The 22,457-nt window shown below is 72.3% G+C and carries 26 protein-coding genes and 1 tRNA gene; 7 read left to right on the plus strand and 20 right to left on the minus strand.

Features of this window, described 5'->3' with window-relative positions; all coding sequences use genetic code 11:
* Positions 1–3 precede the first annotated feature (3 nt).
* The 3 genes from J2Z33_RS00875 to J2Z33_RS00885 form a co-directional block, all read right to left on the minus strand.
* Positions 4–1,473 (minus strand): carboxypeptidase M32, encoded by a 1,470-nt coding sequence (locus J2Z33_RS00875; RefSeq protein ID WP_209836920.1) that lies wholly within the window; start codon positions 1,471–1,473, stop codon positions 4–6.
* 22 nt (positions 1,474–1,495) lie between these two features.
* On the minus strand, positions 1,496–2,632 hold the full coding sequence (gene ctaA, locus J2Z33_RS00880; protein ID WP_209836922.1) for a heme A synthase: 1,137 nt from the start codon (positions 2,630–2,632) through the stop codon (positions 1,496–1,498).
* 88 nt (positions 2,633–2,720) lie between these two features.
* On the minus strand, positions 2,721–3,467 hold the full coding sequence (locus J2Z33_RS00885) for an RNA methyltransferase (RefSeq protein WP_209836924.1): 747 nt from the start codon (positions 3,465–3,467) through the stop codon (positions 2,721–2,723).
* 106 nt (positions 3,468–3,573) lie between these two features.
* Here J2Z33_RS00885 and J2Z33_RS00890 point away from each other — a divergent pair, with 106 nt between their 5' ends.
* Complete coding sequence (locus J2Z33_RS00890; RefSeq protein ID WP_209836926.1) at positions 3,574–4,197, plus strand: thiamine phosphate synthase; 624 nt, start codon at positions 3,574–3,576, stop codon at positions 4,195–4,197.
* Here the strand turns inward: J2Z33_RS00890 and olsA are convergent.
* From olsA to J2Z33_RS00905, 3 genes are all read right to left on the minus strand, one after another.
* A complete protein-coding gene (olsA, locus tag J2Z33_RS00895; RefSeq protein WP_342454097.1) occupies positions 4,194–5,006 on the minus strand; it encodes a lyso-ornithine lipid O-acyltransferase in 813 nt (270 codons plus the stop codon). The genes J2Z33_RS00890 and olsA overlap by 4 nt on opposite strands.
* Positions 5,003–5,764 carry a GNAT family N-acetyltransferase gene (locus J2Z33_RS00900; protein ID WP_209836928.1) on the minus strand — a complete coding sequence of 254 codons (762 nt, stop codon included), beginning with the start codon at positions 5,762–5,764 and terminating at the stop codon, positions 5,003–5,005. The genes olsA and J2Z33_RS00900 overlap by 4 nt, the downstream gene beginning before the upstream one ends.
* Positions 5,765–5,858: 94 nt before the next feature.
* Positions 5,859–6,053, minus strand: coding sequence for a DUF3553 domain-containing protein (locus J2Z33_RS00905; protein WP_209836931.1), 195 nt, complete (start codon positions 6,051–6,053; stop codon positions 5,859–5,861).
* 48 nt (positions 6,054–6,101) lie between these two features.
* On the opposite strand from J2Z33_RS00905, the gene J2Z33_RS00910 reads away from it, so the two are divergent.
* Both J2Z33_RS00910 and J2Z33_RS00915 read left to right on the plus strand, forming a co-directional pair.
* Positions 6,102–6,743 (plus strand): histidine phosphotransferase family protein, encoded by a 642-nt coding sequence (locus tag J2Z33_RS00910; RefSeq protein WP_209836933.1) that lies wholly within the window; start codon positions 6,102–6,104, stop codon positions 6,741–6,743.
* 47 nt (positions 6,744–6,790) lie between these two features.
* Complete coding sequence (locus J2Z33_RS00915) at positions 6,791–7,168, plus strand: hypothetical protein (protein WP_209836935.1); 378 nt, start codon at positions 6,791–6,793, stop codon at positions 7,166–7,168.
* A gap of 352 nt (positions 7,169–7,520) precedes the next feature.
* On the opposite strand, the gene J2Z33_RS00920 is transcribed toward J2Z33_RS00915, so the two are convergent.
* From J2Z33_RS00920 to obgE, 3 genes are read right to left on the minus strand one after another with little or no spacing between them, the layout of a single operon-like run.
* Entirely contained in the window at positions 7,521–8,786 is a 1,266-nt protein-coding gene (locus tag J2Z33_RS00920) for a glutamate-5-semialdehyde dehydrogenase (RefSeq protein ID WP_209836937.1), read from the minus strand.
* Positions 8,786–9,892 carry a glutamate 5-kinase gene (gene proB, locus J2Z33_RS00925; protein WP_245218435.1) on the minus strand — a complete coding sequence of 369 codons (1,107 nt, stop codon included), beginning with the start codon at positions 9,890–9,892 and terminating at the stop codon, positions 8,786–8,788. Before proB ends, J2Z33_RS00920 begins: the two co-directional genes overlap by 1 nt.
* Positions 9,889–10,926 carry a GTPase ObgE gene (obgE, locus tag J2Z33_RS00930; protein ID WP_209836941.1) on the minus strand — a complete coding sequence of 346 codons (1,038 nt, stop codon included), beginning with the start codon at positions 10,924–10,926 and terminating at the stop codon, positions 9,889–9,891. The genes proB and obgE overlap by 4 nt, the downstream gene beginning before the upstream one ends.
* Positions 10,927–11,131: 205 nt before the next feature.
* On the opposite strand from obgE, the gene J2Z33_RS00935 reads away from it, so the two are divergent.
* Positions 11,132–11,890 carry a DUF2243 domain-containing protein gene (locus J2Z33_RS00935; RefSeq protein WP_209836943.1) on the plus strand — a complete coding sequence of 253 codons (759 nt, stop codon included), beginning with the start codon at positions 11,132–11,134 and terminating at the stop codon, positions 11,888–11,890.
* Here J2Z33_RS00935 and J2Z33_RS00940 read toward each other — a convergent pair.
* From J2Z33_RS00940 to rplU, 4 genes are all read right to left on the minus strand, one after another.
* Positions 11,818–12,405, minus strand: a complete 588-nt coding sequence (locus tag J2Z33_RS00940; protein ID WP_209836946.1) for a GNAT family N-acetyltransferase — start codon at positions 12,403–12,405, stop codon at positions 11,818–11,820. The genes J2Z33_RS00935 and J2Z33_RS00940 overlap by 73 nt on opposite strands.
* Positions 12,402–12,968: a GNAT family N-acetyltransferase gene (locus J2Z33_RS00945; protein ID WP_209836948.1), complete on the minus strand. Its 567-nt coding sequence runs from the start codon at positions 12,966–12,968 to the stop codon at positions 12,402–12,404. Before J2Z33_RS00945 ends, J2Z33_RS00940 begins: the two co-directional genes overlap by 4 nt.
* 191 nt (positions 12,969–13,159) lie before the next feature.
* Entirely contained in the window at positions 13,160–13,429 is a 270-nt protein-coding gene (gene rpmA, locus J2Z33_RS00950) for a 50S ribosomal protein L27 (RefSeq protein ID WP_209836950.1), read from the minus strand.
* A gap of 12 nt (positions 13,430–13,441) precedes the next feature.
* Positions 13,442–13,942: a 50S ribosomal protein L21 gene (gene rplU / locus J2Z33_RS00955; protein WP_209836952.1), complete on the minus strand. Its 501-nt coding sequence runs from the start codon at positions 13,940–13,942 to the stop codon at positions 13,442–13,444.
* A gap of 218 nt (positions 13,943–14,160) precedes the next feature.
* On the opposite strand from rplU, the gene J2Z33_RS00960 reads away from it, so the two are divergent.
* A complete protein-coding gene (locus J2Z33_RS00960) occupies positions 14,161–14,472 on the plus strand; it encodes a hypothetical protein (protein WP_209836954.1) in 312 nt (103 codons plus the stop codon).
* Here J2Z33_RS00960 and J2Z33_RS00965 read toward each other — a convergent pair.
* On the minus strand, positions 14,469–15,374 hold the full coding sequence (locus J2Z33_RS00965; protein ID WP_209836956.1) for a DUF2059 domain-containing protein: 906 nt from the start codon (positions 15,372–15,374) through the stop codon (positions 14,469–14,471). The genes J2Z33_RS00960 and J2Z33_RS00965 overlap by 4 nt on opposite strands.
* 186 nt (positions 15,375–15,560) lie before the next feature.
* Here J2Z33_RS00965 and J2Z33_RS00970 point away from each other — a divergent pair.
* Positions 15,561–15,650, plus strand: a tRNA-Ser gene (locus J2Z33_RS00970).
* Between the two features lie 51 nt (positions 15,651–15,701).
* Here the strand turns inward: J2Z33_RS00970 and J2Z33_RS18905 are convergent.
* Positions 15,702–15,911: a helix-turn-helix domain-containing protein gene (locus tag J2Z33_RS18905; RefSeq protein WP_209836958.1), complete on the minus strand. Its 210-nt coding sequence runs from the start codon at positions 15,909–15,911 to the stop codon at positions 15,702–15,704.
* A gap of 61 nt (positions 15,912–15,972) precedes the next feature.
* On the opposite strand from J2Z33_RS18905, the gene J2Z33_RS00980 reads away from it, so the two are divergent.
* Entirely contained in the window at positions 15,973–16,143 is a 171-nt protein-coding gene (locus J2Z33_RS00980) for a hypothetical protein (protein WP_209836959.1), read from the plus strand.
* A gap of 158 nt (positions 16,144–16,301) precedes the next feature.
* Here the strand turns inward: J2Z33_RS00980 and J2Z33_RS00985 are convergent, their stop codons facing one another.
* The 5 genes from J2Z33_RS00985 to J2Z33_RS01005 all read right to left on the minus strand — a co-directional run bounded on the left by J2Z33_RS00985 (position 16,302) and on the right by J2Z33_RS01005 (position 22,406).
* Positions 16,302–17,540, minus strand: a complete 1,239-nt coding sequence (locus J2Z33_RS00985; RefSeq protein WP_209836961.1) for a saccharopine dehydrogenase family protein — start codon at positions 17,538–17,540, stop codon at positions 16,302–16,304.
* Between the two features lie 25 nt (positions 17,541–17,565).
* Positions 17,566–18,660, minus strand: a complete 1,095-nt coding sequence (locus J2Z33_RS00990; RefSeq protein ID WP_209836963.1) for a carboxynorspermidine decarboxylase — start codon at positions 18,658–18,660, stop codon at positions 17,566–17,568.
* An 86-nt stretch (positions 18,661–18,746) separates the two neighbouring features.
* Positions 18,747–20,219, minus strand: a complete 1,473-nt coding sequence (gene glpK / locus J2Z33_RS00995) for a glycerol kinase GlpK (RefSeq protein WP_209836965.1) — start codon at positions 20,217–20,219, stop codon at positions 18,747–18,749.
* Between the two features lie 84 nt (positions 20,220–20,303).
* Positions 20,304–22,040: an ABC transporter substrate-binding protein gene (locus J2Z33_RS01000; RefSeq protein ID WP_209836967.1), complete on the minus strand. Its 1,737-nt coding sequence runs from the start codon at positions 22,038–22,040 to the stop codon at positions 20,304–20,306.
* A gap of 102 nt (positions 22,041–22,142) precedes the next feature.
* On the minus strand, positions 22,143–22,406 hold the full coding sequence (locus J2Z33_RS01005; protein ID WP_245218439.1) for a DUF2160 domain-containing protein: 264 nt from the start codon (positions 22,404–22,406) through the stop codon (positions 22,143–22,145).
* Between the last annotated feature and the right edge of the window lie 51 nt (positions 22,407–22,457).

A 22,457-nucleotide genomic window follows, 5' to 3' on the forward strand; every position in this document is an offset into this window, starting at 1 on the left:
CGCTCAGAGCCCGTAGAGTGCGCCGAACTTCGCTTCGAGATAGCCGAGGAGCGGCTCCTCCGACGGCTCGCCGCCGATGGCGTGGACGACGGTCTCGCGCGGCTCGCGCAGGCCGCCATGGCGCTGGAGCCGTTCGCGCAGCCAATCCACCGCCGCGCCGGCATCGCCCCGCGCCAGTCGCGCGTCGAGGCCGGGCACCGCCTCGCGCAGCGCCCGGTGCAGGCAGCCGGCATAGACGTTGCCGAGCGTGTAGGTCGGGAAGTAGCCGAACAGGCCGGCCGACCAGTGCACGTCCTGCAGCATCCCGTTCGAGGGCCGGTCCACCGCATAGCCGAAATCCGCGAGGAACCGGTCGTTCCATGCCGCCTCCAGATCCTCCGCCATCAGGTCGCCGCGCATGAGGGCCTGCTCCAGGTCGAAGCGAAGCAGCACGTGGAGGTTGTATTGCACCTCGTCGGCCTCGGTGCGGATGAAGCCCTCGTGGACCCGGTTCGCGGCCCGGTAGAAGGTCTCCTCGTCGGCGATGCCGAAGTCGCCGAACAGGTCGCGCATCCGCCCGAAGAGCCAGTGGCAGAAGGCCTGGGACCGGCCGAGCTGGTTCTCGTAGATGCGGCTCTGGCTTTCGTGGACGCCCATGGAGGCGCCCTGCCCCAGCGGCGTGAGCGCGTGGATCGGATCGATCCCCTGCTCGTAGGTGGCGTGGCCGACCTCGTGGATGGTCGAATACAGGCAGTTGAACGGGTCCTCGGGGTTCGTGCGCGTCGTGATCCGCACGTCCGATCCCGACCCGGAGGAGAAGGGATGGACCGCCCTGTCGATCCGCCCGCGCGCGAGGTCGTAGCCGAAGGCCAGGGCGCATTCGCGGGACAGGGCGAGCTGCTTCTCCTCGTCGAACAGGCCGTCCAGCTTCGGGCCTTTCGGCGCCTCGCGGATGGCGTCGCGCAGGGCCACGAGGCGCGGCCGGAGCGCGCCGAACATCGCCGACAGCTCGGCGGACGATGTTCCGGGCTCGTAGTCGTGAAGCAGCGCGTCGTAGGGGTCGCCGCCCTGCGCGACGGCTTGCCCCTCCTCGCGCTTGAGGCTCACGACCTCGCGCAGGGTCGGCAGGAAGGCCGCGACGTCCTCCGCCTTGCGGGCCTCGGCCCAGATTCCCTGCGCGCGCGAGGTCTCCCGCGCCAGCGCGGCGGCAAGCCGCCCCGGCACGCGGGCGTTGCGTTCATAGCTGCGACGGATGTGGCGGAGGTTGGCGCCGGCCACCTCATCCGGCGCCTCGGCCGCCGCCAGCCACTCGCCCAGGCGCGGATCGGTGCGGCGTGCGTGGAGCACGCCCTCCAGCGCCGCCATCTCGTCGGCCCGCTGCTCGGCCGCGCCCGGCGGCATCACCGTTTCCTGGTCCCAGCCGAGCCGTCCCATCACCTGGCCCAGCGCCTCGGTCTCGCGCTGGAAAACCATCAGGTCGTCGTAGGCGGTCATGGCAGGCTCCTTCGGTCGAGGGTCAGCCGCGGATCGTCGCGGCGACCGGATGGCGGGCGAGGAAGCGGCCCCGGATCGCCAGCGTCCAGAGCAGGATCGCCATCGCCTGGTGCGTGATCGCGACATGGAGCTGCGCCATCGAGAGCACCGCCCAGACGCCCAGCGCCACCTGCGCCGCCATGGCGAGCAGGACGAAGTGGAACGCCCGCCGGGTGCTCGCATGGGGCGAGCGGCGCGCGCGGAGCCAGACGATCACCGCGAGGATCGCGAACAGGTAGCCGGTCGTCCGGTGGATGAACTGCACGAGCCCCGGGTTCTCGAAGAAGTTGCGCCAGACCGGGCTCAGGTCCAGCGGCCCCGGCGGCAGGACCCCGCCCGCCATGTCCGGCCATGTCGGATAGGCCCGCCCCGCGTCGATCCCCGCCACCAGCGCGCCCAGCACGATCTGGATAAACAGAAGGTGTACCAGCCCCGTCGCCATCGAGAAGAGCCGCCCCTCGCCCTGCCGCCGCGCCGTCATCAGCTCGGTCTCGCGCCGCGACAGCAGCAGCGCATGCCAGACGATCAGCCCCAGGATCACGAAGGCGAGGCCCAGGTGGACGGCCAGCCGGTAGGACGCGACCGAGGTCATGCCGTCCTGCAACCCCGAATGCACCATCCACCAGCCCACGACGCCTTGGAGACCGATCAGCGCGCCCAGCGCCAGGAGCCGCGGCACCCAGCCCGACGCCAGCCGCCGCGCCACCCAGAAGCCCAGGAAGCCGGCGATGAACACCGCCCCGATCACCCGCCCCAGCAGGCGGTGCGCCCATTCCCACCAGTAGATGACCTGGAACTCCGCCAACGTCATGCCCCGGTTCATCAGCTCGTATTGCGGGCTCTGGCGGTAGAGGTCGAACTCCGCCTGCCAGTCGGCCGCGTTCAGCGGCGGGACCGTCCCGGTGACGAGGTTCCACTCGGTGATCGACAGCCCGGAATCGGTCAGCCGGGTCAGCCCGCCCACGACGATCATCACCACCACCAGCCCGAACAGCGCCAGCAGCCAGAGCCGCACCCACCGGCGGGCGTCGGGCCGCCCCCGGTCGATGACGCCCGCCACCGGGACGGGGCGCTCCGTCGTGGTCACGTCCTCGAAGATCGCGCGCGGCTTGGTCGCCATTTCGGTCCCCCTTGGGTCGGCGCGGGTCTAGACCCCGGGGCGCCGCCCTTCAAGGCCGGGCCCCCGCGCGCCGGCGCACAGATAGGCGTCACTCCGGCCGATGCCGCGCCCAGCGGACCATCTGTCGCAGCACGCCATGCAGCGTCTGCACGTCCTGCACCGTCAGCGGCATCCGGCTCCACAGGTTCCGCAGGCTCATCTTCATGCTCTCGGCCTTGTGGCCGGGGAAGAAGAACCCCGCCTCCTCCAGCCGCTCCTCGTAGTGCCGCGCGAGGTGGTCCACCTCCAGCGCGCTCGCCCGCTCCGTGCCCGCCATCTCCTCGCGCACGGGCGGCGCGGCGTGGGTTGCGCGCCGCCACTCATAGCCGACCAGGAGGACGCACTGCGCGAGGTTGAGCGACGGGAACTCCGGGTTCACGTCCACGCTGACGATGGCGTTCGCCCGCGCCACGTCGGCGTTCTCCAGCCCCGCCCGCTCGGGCCCGAACAGCACGGCGACCCGCTCGCCCTCCGCGATCCGCCGCACCATGTCGCGCGCGGCCTCCTCGGGCGAGAACACGGTCTTGGTCAGGTCGCGCGGCCGCGCGGTGGTCGCGTAGACGAAGGTGCAGTCCCCCACCGCCCCCGCGAGGTCCGCGTGGACCTGCGCCCCGTCCAGCACCCGCCCAGCCCCCGACGCCATGGCGACGGCGCGCGGGTTGGGCCAGCCGTCGCGCGGATCGACCAGCCGCATCCGGCTCAGGCCGAAGTTCCACATGGCGCGGGCGGCGGCGCCCACGTTCTCGCCCATCTGCGGGCGCACGAGGACGAAGGCGGGTTCGAGGGGTCCTTGCATGGCCCGCCCTTTAGGCGCGCGCCGCCCCGGGGGCAAGCCGGCCGAGCCCGCTTGCAAACCCCTGCCCGGCCGCTAGAAGCCCAGGGACCCGCCCGAGAGGACCGCCATGACCGACGCCCGCGACCGGCCGCAGATCACCCTCGTCACGCCGCCCGAGCTGGAGCTGTCCGGCTTCCCGGACGCCCTGGCCCGCTGCCTCGACGCCGCGCCGGTGGCCTGCCTGCGCCTCGCCCTCTCGACCCGCGACGACGATCGCATCGGCCGCGCCGCCGACGCCCTGCGCGAGGTGGCGCACGCCCGCGACATCCCCCTCGTCATCGAGAGCCATGTCCTCCTCGTGCCCCGCCTCGGCCTGGACGGCGTGCACCTCACGGACGCCGCCCGCTCGGTCCGCAAGGTCCGCAAGGACCTGGGCGACGAGGCCATCGTCGGCGCCTTCTGCGGCGCCTCGCGCCATGACGGCATGACCGCCGGGGAGCTGGGCGCCGACTACGTGAGCTTCGGCCCGGTCGGCGCGACCCCCTTGGGCGACGGCCGCCGGGCCGAGCGCGAGCTCTTCGAATGGTGGTCCGAGATGATCGAGGTGCCGGTGATCGCCGAGGGCGCGCTGGACGAGGACCTCGTGCGGAGCCTCGCGCCCGTCACCGACTTCTTCGCCTTCGGGGCCGAAGTCTGGGCCGCCGAGGACCCTGCCGCCCGGCTCGCGGCGCTCGCCGCCGCGATGGGCTAGAGCGCCGCCCGCACGGCGCGTTCCGCCGCCAGCGCCAGGGCCTTGCGGTCCCGCCCCCCGGAGGGGATCGGCGGGTGGTAGGTCACGCGGACCCGCCCGCCGCGCGGCGCGGCCAGCACCGCCAGCCCGTGCGGCCCGAACTCCATGTCGCCATACCAGGCCAGGAAAGGCGCGTCCCGCCCCGGCGGCGCCCCATAGGCGAGCGTCACCGGCTGCACGGCCACCCCAGGCGGCAGGCGCTCCGCGCGGAGGGCCTCGAACAGCGCCGGCCTGAACGGCAGCACCGTGCCGTTGTCGGTCGAGGTGCCCTCCGGGAACAGCGCCAGCCTTTGGCCGAGCCGGAGCCGCTCCGCCACGGCCTCGGCCTGCGCCCCGGCCTCCGCGCGCGCGTCGCGCCGGACGAAGAGCGTCCCCGTCGCGCGCGCCAGCCCTCCGATCCCCGGCCAGCCCGCCACCTCGGCCTTCGACACGAAGACCAGCGGCTGGCCCGCGTTCAGCACGAGGATGTCGAGCCACGACGAATGGTTCGCGGCCAGGAGGCCGGGGCCGGTCGCCGGGACGCCCACCCGCTCCGCCCGCAGGCCGAGCAGCCGCAGCGCCCCCCGGCAGACCAGGACCGTCACCCAGGGCGACACCGGCCGGCGCGGCCCGCGAATCGCCGCCTCGACCACCCGGATCGCCAGCATCGTCAGCAGGCCCATGACCAGCAGCAGGACCAGCGGCAGGCCCCGCGCCACCGCCCGCGCCCAGCCGCCCGGCCCCGGCGGGGGCACCTCGGCGTCCGGCCGCCCCCGCCAGACGAGGCTCACGCCGGCGCGCGTCCGTAGGTCGCCCGTGCCCGCGGCGCGAGCCGCGTGGCATCGAGCACCATGCAAACGTCGATGCAGCGGAAGGCCCGGTCGAGGAAGGCCCCTTCGGCGACCCCGGCCCCCAGTCGCAGGTAGGCCTTGACCAGCGGCGGGATGGCGAGCACCGCCTCGCGCCGGTCGAAGGCGCCCGCCGGCGGAAGCTCCAGGTCCAGCGGAGCCCTCGACCTCGGGCGCAGCTCGGCGGGGGCCGGATGCTCTCCCTCCAGGAAGGCCAGCGCCGGCGCGAGCGGGGCCGGATCGGTCCCGGGGAAGGAGGCGAGCCCGAACAGGACATCGGCGCCCTCCTCGGCCACGACGCCGGCGAGGCCCTGCCACAGATGGTGCAGCGCCGCGCCGCCCCGGTAGTCGGGATGCAGGCAGGTGCGCCCGACCTCGATCGGCCGCCGCCCCGACCCGAGGAGCGGCGCCAGGTCGAACTCCGCCTCGGACGCGAAGCCGCCCGCCGCCGCCGCCCCGGCGCGGGTCAGGACGCGGGTCGTCCCGGCCAGCCTGCCCCCGCGCATGGCATCGACGAGCAGCAGGTGGATGGCGTGAGGGTCGTGCCGGTCGGCCTCGATCCGCCGCGCCGGGTCGGTCAGCCCGCCCCCCGAGCCGCCCAGCTCCTCGACGAAGACCTCGTGGCGCAGCCGCTGCGCCGCGGCCACGTCCGGGCCGCCCGTGGCGAGGCGCAGGGCAAAGCGGGGCGTGGGTCCTGACATGGCCGGGTGCGTGGCGTCCCCTGGGGTCACCCCAGGTTCATAGGTCCGCGTTAACGCTTTTACAACCAAACTGGGGCATGATGGAGGAAAGGGCCTAGTCGGGATTCGGCCCAAGGGAAACGAGGTTGAGGGGAATGCGAGTGCCATCGATGACGATCTTGCCCGTCTCCGGGAAGTTGACGGTGATCCGTTGACCGATCACGGACTGGACCTGCCCCGTGCCCCAGTCGGGGTGGTCGGGATGCGAGACGAGCATCCCGGGCGACAGGATGGAGTTGAGGTCGGACATCGGGGGCCTCGGACCGAAGACGCGCGCCACGGCACGCCGGAACCCAGGGTGCGCCCGACGAGGGGCGAAGTCCACAGCCCCTTCGACGGGGTCGAGCCCGACGGCGAAGCCGGCCTTGCCGCCACGCTGGCCTCGCGCATCTGCCACGACCTCGCCAGTCCCCTCGGCGCCATCGCCAACGGCCTCGAGCTGCTGGCCCTGGCCGGCGTGGAGCCCTCGCCCGAGCTGGACCTCCTCTCGCAGAGCGTCGAGAGCGGCAGCGCCCGGCTTCGGTTCTTCCGCATCGCCTACGGCGCGGCCGGGACCAGGTCGGTCGGACGATCCGAGGTGGCGCGGACCCTGGCCTCCCTGTCCAAGGGGTCTCGGATCGCCCTGGAATGGGAGGTGGCCGGCGACCACCCCCGGCAGGAGGTCAAGGCCGTCTTCCTGCTGATCCAGTGCCTGGAGGCCGCCCTGCCCTCCGGCGGGTGCATCTGCGTCAGCCGGTCGGCCGACGGCTGGACGCTCACTGCCGAGGGCAGCCGCATCCGCTTCGACGCCTCGATCTGGGATACGCTCGGACCGTGTCGCGCGGATCCGCCATCCGGCTCGGCCCAAGTGCAGTTCGGCCTGCTGGCGCACGCCCTGACCAAGCTCGGACGGCGGCTCGACGTGGCCCTCTCGGAAGGCCGCATCCTGGCCCGCTTCTGACGAGTCCACGATCGGCACGGCCGTTCGATCCGGCGAGGAGCGAGTGGATGACAGGTCGCGACGATCCCCAGGCGGTCGCCCAGGCCTTCGACTTCGCCGTGAAGGCCCATGACGGCCAGACCCGCGGCCCTACTTCTGACGAATCCTGCACATCTGGCGCGTCTGATGGCGCGCACCCGCAGGTCGATGCGACGACCCTGATCGCGGCGCTCTGGCACGACGTCATCGGGACGGCCACGCGCAATCTCGCAGGGATCGGCGAGAGGATCGGGACCGCCGTCGCCAGCATCGCGGCCGAACAGGCCGACGACGGGGAACGTCCTGCGCGCGAAGAGCCCGGGTGGAGGGTCGCCAGCCGGCGCCGCTGCTCTTGCTGCAGCAACGAAGGTTCAAGCTCGCTGACTAGGCATCCAATCTCGCCTTGATCACCGAGATGCCGCCTCGATGAGGCGGGCACTGGCGGTCGAGCCGGCGCCAGCTCGACGGTGCCGGCCTTAGCGAGAAGGTTCGTGAAGCCGGCCAAGTGCTCAAGTCGGACTCCGACGAGGAAGTCCGATAGGCACGGGAGGCGCTGGGGCATTGTTCATTGCGGCCACCCCAAGCGCTCGGGGGAGCTTGAGATCCGAAGGCACACGAGACGGCGTCCTTGTCTGATCGCTCCTCGGTCGAAGCGGACAGGTGAGCCGGGGCGCGTCCCGGACTCAGACAGCCTTAACATCATGTGCCCAACGAAGAACGACGGACAGATCTCTGATCGTAAATGATGATCCAGGCGGCTTACGGTCGGATCGTGCCATCTCCGGTCACGAGATACTTGAAGCTCGTGAGCTGCTCGGCCCCGACCGGACCGCGCGCGTGGAGCTTGCCTGTGGCGATGCCGATCTCGGCGCCCATGCCGAACTCGCCGCCGTCGGCGAATTGGGTCGAGGCGTTCCGCATCAGGATGGCGCTGTCGAGCTCGCGGAAGAACCGGTCCGCCGTCGCATCGTTCTCGGTCAGGATCGACTCGGTGTGGCCGGAGCCATGGCGGCGGATGTGACCGATGGCCTCGTCCACGCCGTCCACCAGCCTGGCGGCGATGATCTTGTCCAGGAACTCGCGCCCGAAGTCGTCGGGGGCAGCGCGGACAGTGCCGGGGATCTTGAGCAGCTCGCCCTCGGTCCGCACCTCGACGCCGGCCCTGATCAGGTCCTCGATCAGCACGGGGCCGTGCTGGGTGTAGAAGCGCCAGTCGATCAGCAGGCATTCGGCCGCGCCGCAGATGCCGGTGCGGCGGGTCTTGGCGTTCAGCACGACGCGGCGGGCCTTGTCGAGGTCGGCGTCGCGGTCGGCGTAGACGTGGCAGATGCCTTCGAGATGAGCAAAGACCGGCACCCGCGCCTCGGCCTGCACGAGGCCGACGAGGCCCTTGCCGCCACGGGGCACGATCACGTCGATGTGCCGGACGGCCCCGAGCATCGCCGAGACCATCGCCCGGTCGCGGGTGGGGACGAGCTGGATGCAGCCCTCGGGCAGGCCCGCCTGACGGAGGCCCTGGACGAGGCAGGCGTGGATCGCGGCGGAGGAATGGAGGCTCTCGGAGCCGCCGCGCAGGATCACGGCGTTGCCGGACTGGAGACAGAGCGCGCCGGCGTCGGCGGTGACGTTGGGGCGGCTCTCGTAGACGACGCCGATGACGCCCAAGGGGGTCGCCACGCGCTGGATGTGCAGGCCCGAGGGCACGTCCCATTCTGCCAGCACCCGGCCCACCGGGTCGCGCTGCGCCGCGATGGCTCGCAGGCCGTCGGCCATGGCGCGGACGCGGCGGGTATCGAGGACCAGGCGGTCGATCATCGCAGGCGAGAGGCCACGCGCCTCGGCGAAGGCGAGGTCCTCGCAGTTGGCGTCGAGGATCGCCTGCGTGCTGGCTTCGAGGGCTTCGGCGGCCGAGACCAAGGCGGCGTGCTTGCGCTCGCTGCTCGCGGTGGCGAGAACCCCTGCCGCGGCGCGGGCGCGGGCGCCCATGTCGTCCATGAGGGCGGGAATATCCGTGTGGTCGAGCATCAGAGCACCATGTCGTCGCGATGGATGAGCGTCGCGCGTCCCTTGTAGCCGAGGACGGACTCGATGTCCGCGCTCTTGCGGCCCGTGAGCGCGCGCGCTTCCTCGGCGGTGTAGCGGGTCAGGCCGAGGCCGAGGCGGGCCCCCTCGGGCGAGAGGATCGCCACCGGGTCGCCCCGGCCGAAGCGGCCCTGCACGGCCACGATGCCGGCGGGGAGGAGGCTCTTGCCTTCGGTCAGCGCGCGGGCGGCGCCGGCATCGACGCGCAGCTCGCCCTTGGGCTTCATGGCCGCGATCCAGCGCTTGCGGGCGGCCTGGGGGTCGGTCTGGGCGAGGAACCACGTCGCGTTCGCGCCGTTCTCCAGCGCCGTCAGCGGGTTGGGGGTCGATCCTAGCGTGATCGCCATGGCGCAGCCGGCGTCGGTGGCGACGCGGGCAGCCAGGAGCTTGGTGACCATGCCGCCCTTGGAGAGGCCGGAGACGCCCTCGCCGGCCATGGCCTCGATCTCGGGCGTCAGGCGCTCGACCACCTCGAACCGGCGGGCGGCGGGATCGACATGGGGGTTGCCGGAGTAGAAGCCGTCCACGTCCGACAGGAGCACCAGCGAGTCGGCCCCGACCGTCACCGCCACCTGCGCGGCGAGGCGGTCGTTGTCGCCGTAGCGGATCTCGTCGGTGGCCACGGTGTCGTTCTCGTTGACGATGGGGACGACGCCGAGCGAGAGCAGCGTCTCCAGGGTGGCGCGGGAGTTGAGGTAGCGCCGGCGGTCGGCGGAATCCTCCAGCGTGACAAGCACTTGCCCGGCGATGATGCCGTGGGGCGCGAGGACTTCCTCGTAGGCGCGGGCAAGGCGGATCTGGCCCACGGCGGCGGCGGCCTGGGACTGCTCGAGCGCGAGGTCGCCCCCCGGCAGGCCGAGGACGCCGCGCCCGAGCGCGATGGAGCCGGAGGAGACGAGGATGACCTGCGTGCCGCGCGCGCGCAGGCGGGCCACGTCCTGCGCGAGGCTGCGGAGCCAATCGGCCCGCAGGCCGGTGGCGCGGTCCACGAGAAGCGCGGAGCCGATCTTGACGACGAGGCGACGGGCGCCCGCCAGGGTCGGGGTCAGGGCCGCCACGGCTTGACCTCCTCGGCCTCGGTCTTTTCGGCGGCCCGGGCCTCCTCGATGATGGCGCGCAGCGCGCGCAGGACCTCGGTCACGCCTTCCCTGGTGGCGCCGGACATCAGCATGACCGGGCCTTCGGCCACCTCCTCCAGGGAGGCGCGCCTTTCCTCGCGCTCCTCGTCGTCGAGGGCGTCGATCTTGTTCAGGACGGTGATGCGCGGCTTGTCCGCGAGGTCGCCGCCATACTGCTCCAGCTCGTTGATGATCGTCTCGCAGTCGGCGGCCACGTCCTCGCTGGTCCCGTCGATCAGGTGGAGGAGGACGCGCGAGCGTTCCACGTGGCCAAGGAACTGGTCGCCCAGGCCCCGCCCCTCGGAGGCGCCCTCGATCAGGCCGGGGATGTCGGCCACCACGAACTCCGCGCCGTCGATGCCGACGACGCCGAGGTTGGGGACCAGCGTCGTGAAGGGATAGTCGGCGATCTTGGGCCGGGCGTTGGAGGTGGCGGCGAGGAAGGTGCTCTTGCCGGCGTTGGGCATCCCGAGGAGCCCCGCGTCGGCGATGAGCTTGAGGCGCAGCCAAACCGTGCGCTCGACTCCGGGCTGGCCGGGGTTGGCGCGGGCGGGGGCGCGGTTCGTGGAGGAGGCGAAGCGCATGTTGCCCCAGCCGCCGTTGCCGCCCTGGGCGAGGACGATTTTCTGGCCGGGTTCCGTCAGGTCGGCGATGACGGTTTCCTCGTCCTCGTCGATGATCTCGGTGCCGACGGGGACGCGGAGGATGATGTCGTCGCCGCCCGCGCCGGTGCGCTGGCTGCCCTGCCCGCCCTTGCCGTTCTGCGCGAAGAAGTGCTGCTGATACCGGAAGTCGATCAGGGTGTTCAGCCCTTCCACCGCCTCGGCGATCACGTCGCCGCCCTTGCCGCCGTCGCCGCCGTCGGGGCCGCCGAACTCCACGAACTTCTCGCGCCGGAACGAGACGGAGCCGTTCCCGCCGGAGCCGGAGCGCAGGTAGACCTTGGCGAGATCGAGGAACTTCATGGGTCGGGACCTTTCTTCAAGGGGCAGGGCATAGCGGATGGGCGGGTCCCGCTCAAGCGCGGGCGTCGTGGCTTTGAGAGGGAGAATCGCACGAAAGGATGAACGGAGTCCGACAGCAACGAACGCTCGGGCGCGATCCGCGCAACGCCCCCTTTCGTCCCTCCGAATCACGGGAACGGCCGAGGCCCCCGCGCGTTCCGGGCACATGGGGCGCACGCGCGGATCATCGCGGGGACTTGTCTGGGCCGGGGTGCTGGGCTTTGCCCTGAGCGGCTTCTTCGACGGCATCCTGCTGCACCAGATCCTGCAATGGCATCACCTCCTGAGCCTCGTGCCCGGGGTGGACCTGCGGGAGCAGGTGCTGTGGGACGGGCTGTTCCACGCGTTGATGTATGTCCTTGCGGCGCTGGCGCTGGCGGGGCTGTGGCGGGCGGGACGCGCGGGGGCGATGCCGCTGGGGGCGCGGCTCGGGGGGGCGCTGCTGCTGGGCTTCGGGGGATGGCACCTCGTGGATGCGGTGCTGTCGCATTGGATGCTGGGCATCCATCGCATCCGGGTCGAATCGGAGGTGCCGCTGGCCTGGGACCTGCTGTGGCTCGGGGCCTTCGGGCTGGCGCCGATGGCGCTGGGCTGGGCGCTGCTGCGCCGGGGCGGCGGGCGGCCGGGGCGCGGCGGGGCGGCGCTGGCGGCGCTGGGGCTGCTCGCAGTGGGCCTGGGCGGCTGGGGGCTGCGGCCGGGCGACGGGCCCTACACGGTCGCGGTCTTCGGGCCGGGCCTTGCGCCGGGCCGGATCGCGGCGGACCTGGAGGCGCTGGGGGCGACGGTGGTCTGGGCCGGGCCGGAGATGGACGTGGTGGTGCTGGACCTGCCCGCCGACCGGCGCTGGGCGCTTTATGGGCGGGGCGCGTGGCTGGTGGGCGGCGCAGGGCTGCCCGTCGGGTGCGTCGGCTGGAGCCGGGCCTGACGCGCGGCGCGGGTGAGGCGCATCCAGCGGGAGGGCACGTCCTCGCCCCGGGCGAGGCAAAAGCGGGGCTCGATGCCCTCGGGGGCGAAGCCGAGGCGGAGGAGGAGCCGCTCGCTTCGTTCGTTGCCGTCGAAGACATGGGCGATCACGTCCGGGGCCCCCGGGTCGGCGAAGTGGTGGACGAGGAGCGCGGCCACGGCCTCGGAGGCGAGGCGGCGGCCCCAGGCGGGGCGGGCGAGCCAATAGCCCAGCTCGGCCCCCAGGCCGATCAGGCCGAGGAGCCGGGCGGGGTCGTCGCGCCGGGCGACGGCGCGGACGGCCTCGCCCTGCCCCTCCAGATCGCCGCCGGGGCGGGCGCGGTCGAGGAAGTCGGCCGCGTCCCCGGCGGTGTAGGGCGACGGGACGCGGGCCAGCCACCTGGCCACGTCCCAGTCGTTCAGGCCGTCCACCAGCGCCGGCCCGTCCGTGGGCGCGACGCCGCGCAGCACGAGCCGCGCGGTCAGGAGCGGGATCACGGCTTGAGCGTCAGCGCGTAGGTCCAGGTCGGCACGATCAGGCCGCGCGCCACCGAGAAGGATTCGGCGTCGCCCAGGAACTCGAAGCCGTTGTTGGTCAGCACGCGGGCCGAGTTGGGGCTGTCCTGGAACACCTCGGCGAAGAGGGTCTGGTCCCGGTGGGGGTTGGCGGCGACGAGGGCGGCGACCGCCTCGCTCGCAAGCCCGGTGTTCCAGAAGGGCGGCGCGATCCAGAAGCTCACCTCGCCCTGCCGGCGGTCCATGCGGGCGAGATGGACGAGGCCCAGCACCTCGCCCAAGCCCCCGGCGGTGCCGTCGAGGACCCAGACATCCTCGCCCCGCGCGGGGCTGGCGGCGCGGGCGACCATGGCCTCGGCGGCGCCGGGGGGGAAGGGATGCGGGATCGAGCGGGTGTTGCAGGCCACCCGCCGGTCGCCGGCGTAATGGGCGATGAGGCCGGCGTCGGACCTGCGGGGCGGGCGCAGGACGAAGCGGTCGGCCGGGATGACGGGCTGCGACGCGGCGGCGTCGGGCGTGGTCGGCGCGATGGTTTCGAGCATCATGGGTGTCCTCCCCGACACCAAGGACGCGGGATCTCGGGCCATGCTATCCGCGACAAGCTGCGGAATGATGAACGCGTTGGGGGATGAGCGGGCCCCCTGCCCCCGTCCTTCGGTCGAGGGTTCGCAAAAAGGACGAAGGGGAACCGGCTGGCCCGCCGGTCCCCCCATGGATCCTGGCCTGGGGCCTTCGCCTATTCGGCGGCCTGGGCAACCGGGGCGACGGACACGAAGGTCCGGCCCTTGAGGCCCTTGCGGAAGGCCACCTGGCCCTCGGCGGTGGCGAAGATCGTGTGGTCGGTCCCCATGCCGACGCCGGTGCCGGGCCAGATCTTGGTCCCGCGCTGGCGCACGATGATGTTGCCGGGGATCACGGCCTCGCCGCCGTACTTCTTGACGCCGAGGCGGCGGCCGGCGCTGTCGCGCCCGTTGCGGGAGGACCCGCCAGCTTTCTTGTGTGCCATGGATCGGTCTCCTTAGGCTTGCTCGGCCGAGTCGTCGGCCCGGGTGGCGGCGAAGGCGGCGGCGGCCACGGCCGCGACGCCCACGGCGGCGGCGCCCACGAGCGCCGCGGTCCTGCCCCGGCGGGCCTTGGGCTGCGGGGCGGGAACGGGCGCGTCGGCGGGACGGGTCGAGGCGCCGAGGGCGGCCTTGACGCCGGTGGAGTCCGCGCCCGAGGCGAGGATGTCGGTCACGCGGACGAGCGTGAGCTGCTGCCGGTGGCCCTTGGTCCGCTTGGACGAGTGCTTGCGGCGGCGGCGGACGAAGTGGATGACCTTGTCGCCCTTGATCTGGTCGATCACGGTGGCCTGCACGGCCGCGCCGGCCACGAGGGGCGCGCCGATCTGGTCGCCGACGACCAGGACCTCGTTGAACTGGATGGTCTCGCCGGCTTCGGCGGACAGCTTCTCGACCCGCAGGACGTCGCCCTGCTGGACCCGGTATTGCTTGCCGCCGGTCTTGAGAACCGCGAACATATGGTCTTCCTTTCGGTTTCCGCGCCCTGCGGCCCCCCTTCTTCAGGGGCGTTGCGGGACCTGGGGTCCCTTGCCTCGGGCTGCGCGCCCCCTGCGGGGCGGTCGGTTGATCTGGAGCGCGGCGTGACGCGGCGCACCCCGCACGCGAATCCGCTTGCCGGGATGGCGGCTTATCTGCGCCTATGTGCGCCAAGTCAAGCCTGCGGAGGGAGGACGCCATGCGGCGACGCGCGGTCCTGGGATTGCTGCTCGCGGGAGCCTGCGGGCCGGGGGTGGATGTCCGATCGGCCTTCGACCCGGCCGAGCGGCAGCGGCGCGCCGCGGTGGAGGTGGCGGTGAAGTCGGCCTTTCCCGGCATCCTGGACGAGATCGAGGCCGGGGGCGGGCCGGGGCTGGCGGCGGCCCTGGACGCGGCGGGCGTGGCCCCGGAGGAGCGGGCGGCGCGGGTGACGCAGCTCCGGGGCGACCTGGGCTTGTATCAGGGCAACCCTGGCGCGCTGGCGGCGGCGCTGGCGCTTTACGGGGGCTAGATCTCCTCGGTGGTGAGGACGCGCGCGGCGGCGAGGCCGAGGTCGCGCGACAGGTCGGCCATGGCTGCGTCGAAGGCGCGGAAGACCGCCTGGTTGAGGGTGCGGCCCGGCGGGGATTCCAGGAAGGCGACGAGGGATTCGATCTCGGAGTCCGAGGCGGGCGCGTAGGCCCGCAGCAGGAAGGCGTAGAGCCATTCCGTCGTCTCGGCGCGGAGCCGCGGCTCCTGCTCCCAGACGTCGGCGATGGCGTCGGCCTCGGTCGCGTCGGCCCCCAGGCCGCCGCCGGCCCGGAGCCCCCCGAGATAGGCGAGGCTGGCGTTCATGGCGGCGGCGACGTTGGAGTCGATCAGGTCCGCCGCCTCGGCGTAGCGGCGCAGCAGGTCGAGGCGGGGGTCCTCCTCGGCCAGGGCGACGGCGGCGGCCTCCCGCGCGGCCTGCTCGGCATCGTCGTCGAGGAGGGCCTCGCGGGCGGCGAGCTCCAGCCCGACCATGGCCTCGCCGGGGGGCGAGCGCAGGAAGGCCAGGATGGCAGCGGTGTCGGCGAGGGCGAGGCCTTCGGAGAGAGCGGCGCGGATCGGGCCGTCCAGGCGCGCGGGGTCGTGGAGCGCCGCCACGCGGTCGGCCCAGGCGGCGGGCGCGCGCCCCTCGCCGAAGAGCGAGGCGCCCAGGGTCCGGCCGTGCTCTTCCCCCTCGCGCGACAGGATCGCCAGGAGCTCGGGGAGGCGGAGCGCGTCCTGGATGGCCTGGATCTCCGCGTCCCGGGCAACGGGAGCCGGCGTGACGGGAGCCGGCACGACGGGGGCTGGCACGACGGGGGCTGGCGCGACGGGGGCTGGCGCCGGCACCTGCCCGAGGGCCGGGCCGGACAGGGCCGCCAGGGCGCAGAGGGTCCGGAGGATCATGGGCGGGCTCCTGGCGCGGGGGTGGGCTTCTGGGACGGGCGGCGGAGGCAAGGGACGCGGGGTGGAAGATAGGCCCCGCCGCCTCCCGCGCCAAGCGCGCGCGCCTTCCCTGACGGGATTGTCAGGGCGGTGCGACGAGGGGGGTTGCGCCCGCTCCCGAGGGCGACTAGATCACGCCTCGGCCGCGGAGAGATGCCGGAGCGGTCGAACGGGGCGGTCTCGAAAACCGTTAGGGGTGCAAGCCTCTCCAGGGTTCGAATCCCTGTCTCTCCGCCATTCCCCATCGACAAAGTCCAGAAGCTTGGTGTTGAAGGGTTTTCATCTTTCTTACGAACCCCTCCCGCACGTGGCTTCCCCACACGTTCGCTCCACACGCCTGATGCGGCAACAGGGACTAGACAGCCTTCTCCGGCTGTCCTCCAGGGTCCGATGCACCGACCGCTCGGACACGTTCAGCCTTTCGGCAACCGCCTTCCTGGCCACGCCATCCGCTGCCAGCTTCGTGATCTGGTCAGCCTGCTTCTTGGCGGTGGGCACACGTCCCTTGTAGCGCTCTTCGGCTTTCGCCCGGGCGATGCCCTACCGCTGTCTCTCCAGCATGGCCGAACCGCCGCTGGTGCTGCGGGCGCCGCCGCCTGCGCTCCTCGTGGTGGCGCGACCCGTCGAGGCGGCGGTGGACGGCACGCGGCTCCTGCGCGAGCGGCTGGGCCCGACCCGGGCCGAGGCGGAGGTCGCGCTCGCTCTGGCCGAGGGGGCGATGCTGACCTAGATCGCCGAGCGGCGCGGCCTGTCGGCGGTCACGGTGCGCGAGGTGCGCGCTGCCATGGCCAAGGCCGAGGTGCGCCGGCAGGGAGGCCTCGTGCGGATGGTGACGAAGCTGAGGCGGTCCGCCCGGACGAAGGCGGGCGGCGACCAGCCTTCCTGTCCTCATCGGGCCCGGACGGCGCTGTCCCGTCCGTCCTCGACGATCCGGCTCGGCAGGCCCATGCGGTCGAGCCGGGCCAGGAACGGCCGCGGCGGCAGGTCCTCGACATGGGCCATGCGGCGGATGTCCCATTCGCCCGAGGCGACCAGCAGCGCGGCGGCCACGGGCGGCACTCCGGCGGTGTAGGAGATGCCCTGCGCGCCGACCTCCTCGTAGGCCTCGCGGTGGTCGGCGACGTTGTAGACGAAGACCTCGCGCTCCTCGCCGTTTCGGGTGCCCCGGACCAGCGTGCCGATGCAGGTCTTGCCCTCGTAGGCCGGGGCGAGCGAGGCGGGGTCGGGGAGCACCGCCTTGACGACCTTGAGCGGAACGACCTCCTGGCCCTCGGCGGTGCGGACCGGCTTCTCGGACAGCAGCCCGAGGTTCTTCAGCACCGTGAAGACGTTGATGTAGTGGTCGCCGAAGCCCATCCAGAAGCGCACGTCGGCATCGGGGAAGCGGCGCGAGAGAGAATGCACCTCGTCGTGGCCCGTCAGGTAGGCCTTCTGCCGGCCGACCACGGGGAGGTCCCAGTCGCGGGCGACCTCGAACATCCGGTTCGATTGCCACGCGCCGCCTTGCCAGGAGTAGACGGTGCCGGTGAACTCGCGGAAGTTGATCTCCGGGTCGAAGTTCGTGGCGAACCAGCGGTCGTGCTTGCCGGCGTTGATGTCCACGATGTCGATGGAGCGCACCTCGTCGAGGTGCTCGTCGGCGGCGAGGCGGGCGTAGGCGTTGACCACGCCGGGGTCGAAGCCCGCGCCGAGGATCGCGGTCACGCCGGCCTGGGCGCAGCGCTCGGCACGTTTCCATTCGTGGTTGCCATACCAGGGCGGCGTCTCGCAGACCTTGGCCGGGTCCTCGTGGATCGCGGTGTCGATGTAGGCGGCCCCGGTCATGAGGCAGGCTTCGAGCACGTGCATGTTCACGAAGGCGGAGGCGACGTTGATGACGATGCGCGCGCCGGTCGTCTCGATGAGACGGGCCACCGCCGAGGAGTCGGTCGCGTCCACGGCGTGGGCGCGCAGACGCGCCGCCGCGTCGGGGCCCGCCTTGTCGCGGACGCTGGCGATGATGGCGTCGCACTTGCCGGTGCGGCGCGAGGCGATGTGCACCTCGCCGAAGGCGTCGAGGTGCTGGGCGCATTTGTGCGCGACCACCTGGGCGACGCCGCCCGCGCCGATGATGAGGAGGTTCGTCATTCCGTCGTCCTGTCCCCTGCCCCGGTCACGACAGCGCCGCGACGAAGTCGGCGTAGCCGAACTCGCGAGCGACGCGGATCGAGCCGTCGAGCTCGCGCACCGCGATGGCGGGCATCCGCACGCCGTTGAACCAGTTCTTCTTGACCATCGTGTAGCCGCCGGCGTTGCCGATCGACAGCCGGTCGCCGGGCGCGAGCGGCGCGGGGAAGCGCGCCTCGCCGAAGATGTCGCCGGCAAGGCAGGACTTGCCGCAGACCATCCAGTCGTGGTCGCCCTCGCCCGGGCCGATGCGCGCTTGTTCCCTGTAGATCAGGAGGTCGAGCATGTGCGCCTCGACCGAGGAGTCGACGATGGCGATGTCCTTGCCGTTCCGCAGGGTGTCGAGGACCGTCACCTCCAGCGTGGTGGAGCCGGTCACGGCGGCCTCGCCGGGCTCCAGGTAGACCTGCACCTCGTGGGTGCCCGCGAAGCGGCGCAGACGCTCGGCCAGCCGGTCGAGCGGGTAGCACTCGCCGGTGAAGTGGATGCCGCCGCCGAGGCTGATCCAGCCCATGCGGCGGATCAGGGGACCGTAGCGGGACTCGATGTGGTCGAGCATCCGGTCGAAGCGGTCGAAGTCGGCGTTCTCGCAGTTGTTGTGGAACATCAGGCCCGAGAGCCGGTCGGCCACGGGCTCGATGGCGGCGGGATCGGCCTCGCCCAGGCGCGAGAAGGGGCGTGCCGGGTCGGCGAGGTCGAAGCCGGAGGTGCTGACGCCGGGGTTCACGCGCAGGCCGAGGGGCCTGGACGCCGCGCGGTCGGCGAAGCGGTGGAGCTGGCCCAGCGAGTTGAAGATCACCTTGTCCGCGCAGGCCAGGACCTCGGGCATCTCGTCCTCGGACCAGGCGACCGAATAGGCGTGGGTCTCGCCGCCGAACTTCTCGCGCCCGAGCTTCACCTCGTAGAGCGAGGAGGAGGTCGTGCCGTCCATGTGGTCGCGCATCAGGTCGAAGACCGACCACGCCGCGAAGCACTTGAGGGCGAGCAGCGCCTTGGCCCCCGAGGCCTCGCGCAGGCGCGAGATGGTTTCGAGGTTCGGCAGGAGCCTGGCCTTGTCGATGAGGTAGTAGGGCGTCTGCAAGTTGGGGCCTCGGTCGGAGTCGCGGATGCGGGCCTTAGCAGCCCCGGTTCCCGGACTCAATCCGGCCGCTCCGGCCCTGGGGAGCCTCACCGGCTCAGGACGCGCCGCACGGCGTCGTCCCAGAGCGCCAGCCGATGGCGGCGCTGCGCCTCGTCCATGGTGGGCTCGAAGCGGCGGTCGAGCGACCAGTCGCGGGCGAAGCCCTCGGGGCCGGGAACGACGCCGGCGGCGTGGCCGGCGAGCCAGGCGGCGCCCAGCGCGGTCGTCTCGCGCACCACGGGGCGGTCCACGGGGGCGCCGAGGAGGTCGGCGAGGCGCTGCATCGTCCAGTCGGAGGCGGTCATGCCGCCGTCCACGCGCAGCACGGTCCGCGCCGCGCCGGGCCAGTCGCGGCGCATGGCGGCCCAAAGGTCGTGGGTCTGGAACGCGACCGATTCCAGCGCGGCGCGGGCGAGCTCGGCGGGGCCGGTGGCGCGGGTCAGGCCGAAGATCGCGCCGCGCGCCTCGGCGTCCCAGTAAGGCGCGCCGAGGCCCGTGAAGGCGGGGACAAGCACCACGTCCTGCTCGGGGTCGGCGGCCTCGGCCAAGGTCTGCGAGGTCTCGGCCCGGTCGATCAGGCGGAGGCCGTCGCGGAGCCATTGCACCACCGCGCCGGCCACGAAGATGGAGCCTTCGAGGGCAAAGGTCGTGCGGCCGTCCAGCCGGTAGGCGATGGTCGTGAGCAGGCGGTTCGTGGAGCGCACGAAGTCCGGCCCGGTGTTGAGGAGCGCGAAGCAGCCGGTGCCGTAGGTGGACTTCATCATGCCGGGCTCGAAGCAGGCCTGGCCGATGGTGGCGGCCTGCTGGTCGCCCGCGACGCCCCGGATGGGGATGGTGCCGCCCAGGAGGGTCGTCACGCCGAAGTCGCCGGCGCAGTCGCGCACCTCGGGCAGCATCGCGAGGGGGATGCCGAGCCGCTCGCAGAGGTCCTCGCGCCAGACGCCCCGGCGGATGTCGTAAAGCATGGTGCGGGCGGCGTTGGTGGCGTCGGTGAGGTGGCAGCGGCCCTCGGTCAACCGCCAGATCAGGAACGAGTCCACCGTGCCGAAGAGGAGGCGGCCCGCACGGGCGGCGTCGCGCGCGCCCTCCACCGTGTCGAGGAGCCAGGCGAGCTTGGTCGCCGAGAAGTAGGGGTCGAGCAGCAGGCCCGTCGCCTCGGCCACCGTCTCGGCCCAGCCCTCGGCGGCCAGATCCTCGCAGAGGGGGCCGGTGCGGCGGTCCTGCCAGACGATGGCGTTGTGGATCGGGCGGCCGGTGGCGCGGTCCCAGACCAGCGTCGTCTCGCGCTGGTTGGTGATGCCCAGGGCGGCCACGTCGCCGGGCCGCACGCCGTCGAGCGCCCGCCGCGCGGTTGAGAGGGTGGTGGACCAGATCGCCTCGGGGTCGTGCTCCACCCAACCGGGATGGGGGAAGAGTTGCGGGAACTCCTCCTGGGCGACGGCAATAGGGCGCAGGCCGCCGTCGAACAGGAGCGCCCGGGACGAGGTGGTGCCTTGGTCGATGGCGAGGATGCGGGTCATGGCGCGGTGTGGTCTCCTTCCGGGGATGAGGACGGCCCGGCGGGTCGCCGCCGGGCCGCGAGGGTCATGGGCCGTGGTCGCGGGTCAGTTGGCCGAGGGCGTCTGCCAGGACTGGATGAGCTCGTCGTAGGCGATGGTCTCGGGGGTGCCGCGCTCGTCGGCCAGCTCGGCCACAGGGGCGCCGGGCTCGTCGATCCAGACCTGCGGGTCCTGCGCCTCGTTCAGCCTGGGCCCGAGGTCGCCCTGCACGCCGGAGCGTTCGAGCCGGGCCAGCACCTCCTCCTGCTGCTCGCAGAGGGCGTCGAGCGCCTCCTGCGCGGTCTTGGCCCCCGAGGAGGCGTCGCCGATGTTCTGCCACCAGAGCTGCGCGAGGCGCGGGTAGTCGGGGATGTTGGTCCCGGTGGGCGACCAGCGCACGCGGTCAGGGCTCCGGTAGAACTCCACGAGGCCGCCGAGGAGCGGGGCGCGCTCGGTGAAGCTCTCGTGCTGGATGGTGGATTCGCGGATGAAGGTGAGGCCCGCGTGGGCCTTCTCCACGTCCACGGTCATGGAGGTCACGAACTGCGCGTAGAGCCAGGCGGCCTGGGCGCGGTCCACGGGGGTCGATTCCATGATCGTCCAGCTTCCGACGTCCTGGTAGCCGACCTTCATGCCCTCCTGCCAGTAGGCGCCGTGCGGCGAGGGGGCGAGGCGCCAGCGGGGGGTGCCGTCCTCGTTCATCACGGGGATGCCGGGCTCCACCAGCGAGGGCACGAAGGTGGTGTACATGAACATCTGCTGCGCGACCTGCCCCTGCGCCGGGATGGGCCCGGACTCGGAGAAGGTCATGCCCGCGGCGGCCGGGGGGGCGTAGGCGCCGAGCCATTCGACGTATTTCTCGATGGCGTAGACGGCGGCGGCGTCGTTGGTCGCGCCGCCCCGCGCCACGCAGGAGCCGACGGGCTGCGACGCCTCGTTGACGCGGATGCCCCATTCATCGACCGGCAATCCGTTGGGCTCGCCAGTGTCGCCCATGCCGGCCATGGACATCCAGGCGTCGGTGAAACGCCAGCCGAGGCTCGGGTCCTTCTTGCCGTAGTCCATGTGGCCGAAGACCTCGCCCTCGACGCCCATGTGGGACAGGTCGCGGCCGGTGAAGAACTTGGCGATGTCCTCGTAGGCGGCCCAGTTGACGGGGACGCCGAGGGGGTAGCCGTACTCGGCCTCGAAGTCGGCCATGTTCTTGGCATCCGAGAACCAGTCCTGGCGGAACCAGTAGAGGTTCGCGAACTGCTGGTCGGGGAGCTGGTAAAGCTCTCCGTCCGGGCCGGTGGTGAACTGGAGGCCGATGAAGTCGTCGAGGTTGAGCGTCGGCGACGTGACCGAGGCCCCCTCGCCCGCCATCCAGTCGGTCAGCGACCGGGCCTGCTGGTAGCGCCAGTGGGTGCCGATCAGGTCCGAGTCGTTCACGTAGGCGTCGTAGATGTTCTCGCCGGACTGCATCTGCGTCTGGAGACGCTCCACCACGTCCCCTTCGCCGATCAGGTCGTGCGTGACCGTGATGCCGGTGATCGCCGTGAAGGCGGGGGCGAGGACCTGCGATTCGTATTCGTGGACGGGGATCGTCTCGGAGACGACCTTGATCTCCAGGCCCTGGAAGGGCTGGGCGGCGTCGACGAACCACTGCATCTCGGCCTCCTGCTCCTCGCGGGTCAGGGCCGAGCGCTGGATCGTCTGGTCGAGGAAGGCGCGGGCGGCCTCCATGTCGGCGAAGGCGGGCGCGCCGCCCAGCGCGGCGAGCGCCAGGGCCAGCGCGGTCGTTCCCTTCAGTCTCAGGTTCATCGTCGGTCTCCTCCCGGTGTGTTGCCCCCGTTCTATCAGGGGCTGATTGATCGTTTCCTACAACATCGAGCGCTCAGGGCCCGATTCGCGCAACACCCCTGCTCAGGCCCAGCGGAACACCCCCGCCGCGAAGATCAGGCACAGGACCAGCGCCCCCCATTGGGCGCGGTCCACGAGCCCCAGCCAGGCCAGGTTCAGGAAGGCCGAGCCCAGGAGCGTGATGAAGAGCCGGTCGCCCCGCGTCGTCTCGATGCCGAGGACGCCCTTGCGGGGCGTCTCGGGGAAGCGGAGGGCGAGGACGAGGAACAGCAGGATCAGCGCCGCGATGATCCAGAAGAACAGCGCGGTGGCGAGCGTCCAGGCCATCCAGCCGCCGGGGATCAGGGGGTCGCCCCAGCTGATGCCCTCGTCGGTGCG

It is taken from the genome of Rubellimicrobium aerolatum (genome assembly GCF_017872975.1).
GTDB classification, from domain to species: Bacteria; Pseudomonadota; Alphaproteobacteria; order Rhodobacterales; family Rhodobacteraceae; genus Rubellimicrobium; species Rubellimicrobium aerolatum.

Excerpts from the sequence above, each read along its gene's own strand:
- rpmA (WP_209836950.1), bottom strand. The coding sequence starts at position 13,429 with ATGGCACACAAGAAAGCTGGCGGGTCCTCCCGCAACGGGCGCGACAGC.
- J2Z33_RS00885 (WP_209836924.1), bottom strand. The coding sequence starts at position 3,467 with ATGCAAGGACCCCTCGAACCCGCCTTCGTCCTCGTGCGCCCGCAGATG.
- rplU (WP_209836952.1), bottom strand. The coding sequence starts at position 13,942 with ATGTTCGCGGTTCTCAAGACCGGCGGCAAGCAATACCGGGTCCAGCAG.
- J2Z33_RS00900 (WP_209836928.1), bottom strand. The coding sequence starts at position 5,764 with ATGTCAGGACCCACGCCCCGCTTTGCCCTGCGCCTCGCCACGGGCGGC.
- J2Z33_RS00875 (WP_209836920.1), bottom strand. The coding sequence starts at position 1,473 with ATGACCGCCTACGACGACCTGATGGTTTTCCAGCGCGAGACCGAGGCG.
- J2Z33_RS00965 (WP_209836956.1), bottom strand. The coding sequence starts at position 15,374 with ATGATCCTCCGGACCCTCTGCGCCCTGGCGGCCCTGTCCGGCCCGGCC.
- J2Z33_RS00945 (WP_209836948.1), bottom strand. The coding sequence starts at position 12,968 with ATGATGCTCGAAACCATCGCGCCGACCACGCCCGACGCCGCCGCGTCG.
- J2Z33_RS00890 (WP_209836926.1), top strand. The coding sequence starts at position 3,574 with ATGACCGACGCCCGCGACCGGCCGCAGATCACCCTCGTCACGCCGCCC.
- J2Z33_RS00985 (WP_209836961.1), bottom strand. The coding sequence starts at position 17,540 with ATGACGAACCTCCTCATCATCGGCGCGGGCGGCGTCGCCCAGGTGGTC.
- J2Z33_RS00935 (WP_209836943.1), top strand. The coding sequence starts at position 11,132 with ATGGGGCGCACGCGCGGATCATCGCGGGGACTTGTCTGGGCCGGGGTG.
- J2Z33_RS00980 (WP_209836959.1), top strand. The coding sequence starts at position 15,973 with ATGGCCGAACCGCCGCTGGTGCTGCGGGCGCCGCCGCCTGCGCTCCTC.
- obgE (WP_209836941.1), bottom strand. The coding sequence starts at position 10,926 with ATGAAGTTCCTCGATCTCGCCAAGGTCTACCTGCGCTCCGGCTCCGGC.
- glpK (WP_209836965.1), bottom strand. The coding sequence starts at position 20,219 with ATGACCCGCATCCTCGCCATCGACCAAGGCACCACCTCGTCCCGGGCG.
- J2Z33_RS01000 (WP_209836967.1), bottom strand. The coding sequence starts at position 22,040 with ATGAACCTGAGACTGAAGGGAACGACCGCGCTGGCCCTGGCGCTCGCC.
- J2Z33_RS00905 (WP_209836931.1), bottom strand. The coding sequence starts at position 6,053 with ATGTCCGACCTCAACTCCATCCTGTCGCCCGGGATGCTCGTCTCGCAT.
- J2Z33_RS00915 (WP_209836935.1), top strand. The coding sequence starts at position 6,791 with ATGACAGGTCGCGACGATCCCCAGGCGGTCGCCCAGGCCTTCGACTTC.
- J2Z33_RS00920 (WP_209836937.1), bottom strand. The coding sequence starts at position 8,786 with ATGCTCGACCACACGGATATTCCCGCCCTCATGGACGACATGGGCGCC.
- ctaA (WP_209836922.1), bottom strand. The coding sequence starts at position 2,632 with ATGGCGACCAAGCCGCGCGCGATCTTCGAGGACGTGACCACGACGGAG.
- J2Z33_RS00960 (WP_209836954.1), top strand. The coding sequence starts at position 14,161 with ATGCGGCGACGCGCGGTCCTGGGATTGCTGCTCGCGGGAGCCTGCGGG.
- J2Z33_RS01005 (WP_245218439.1), bottom strand. The coding sequence starts at position 22,406 with ATGGCCTGGACGCTCGCCACCGCGCTGTTCTTCTGGATCATCGCGGCG.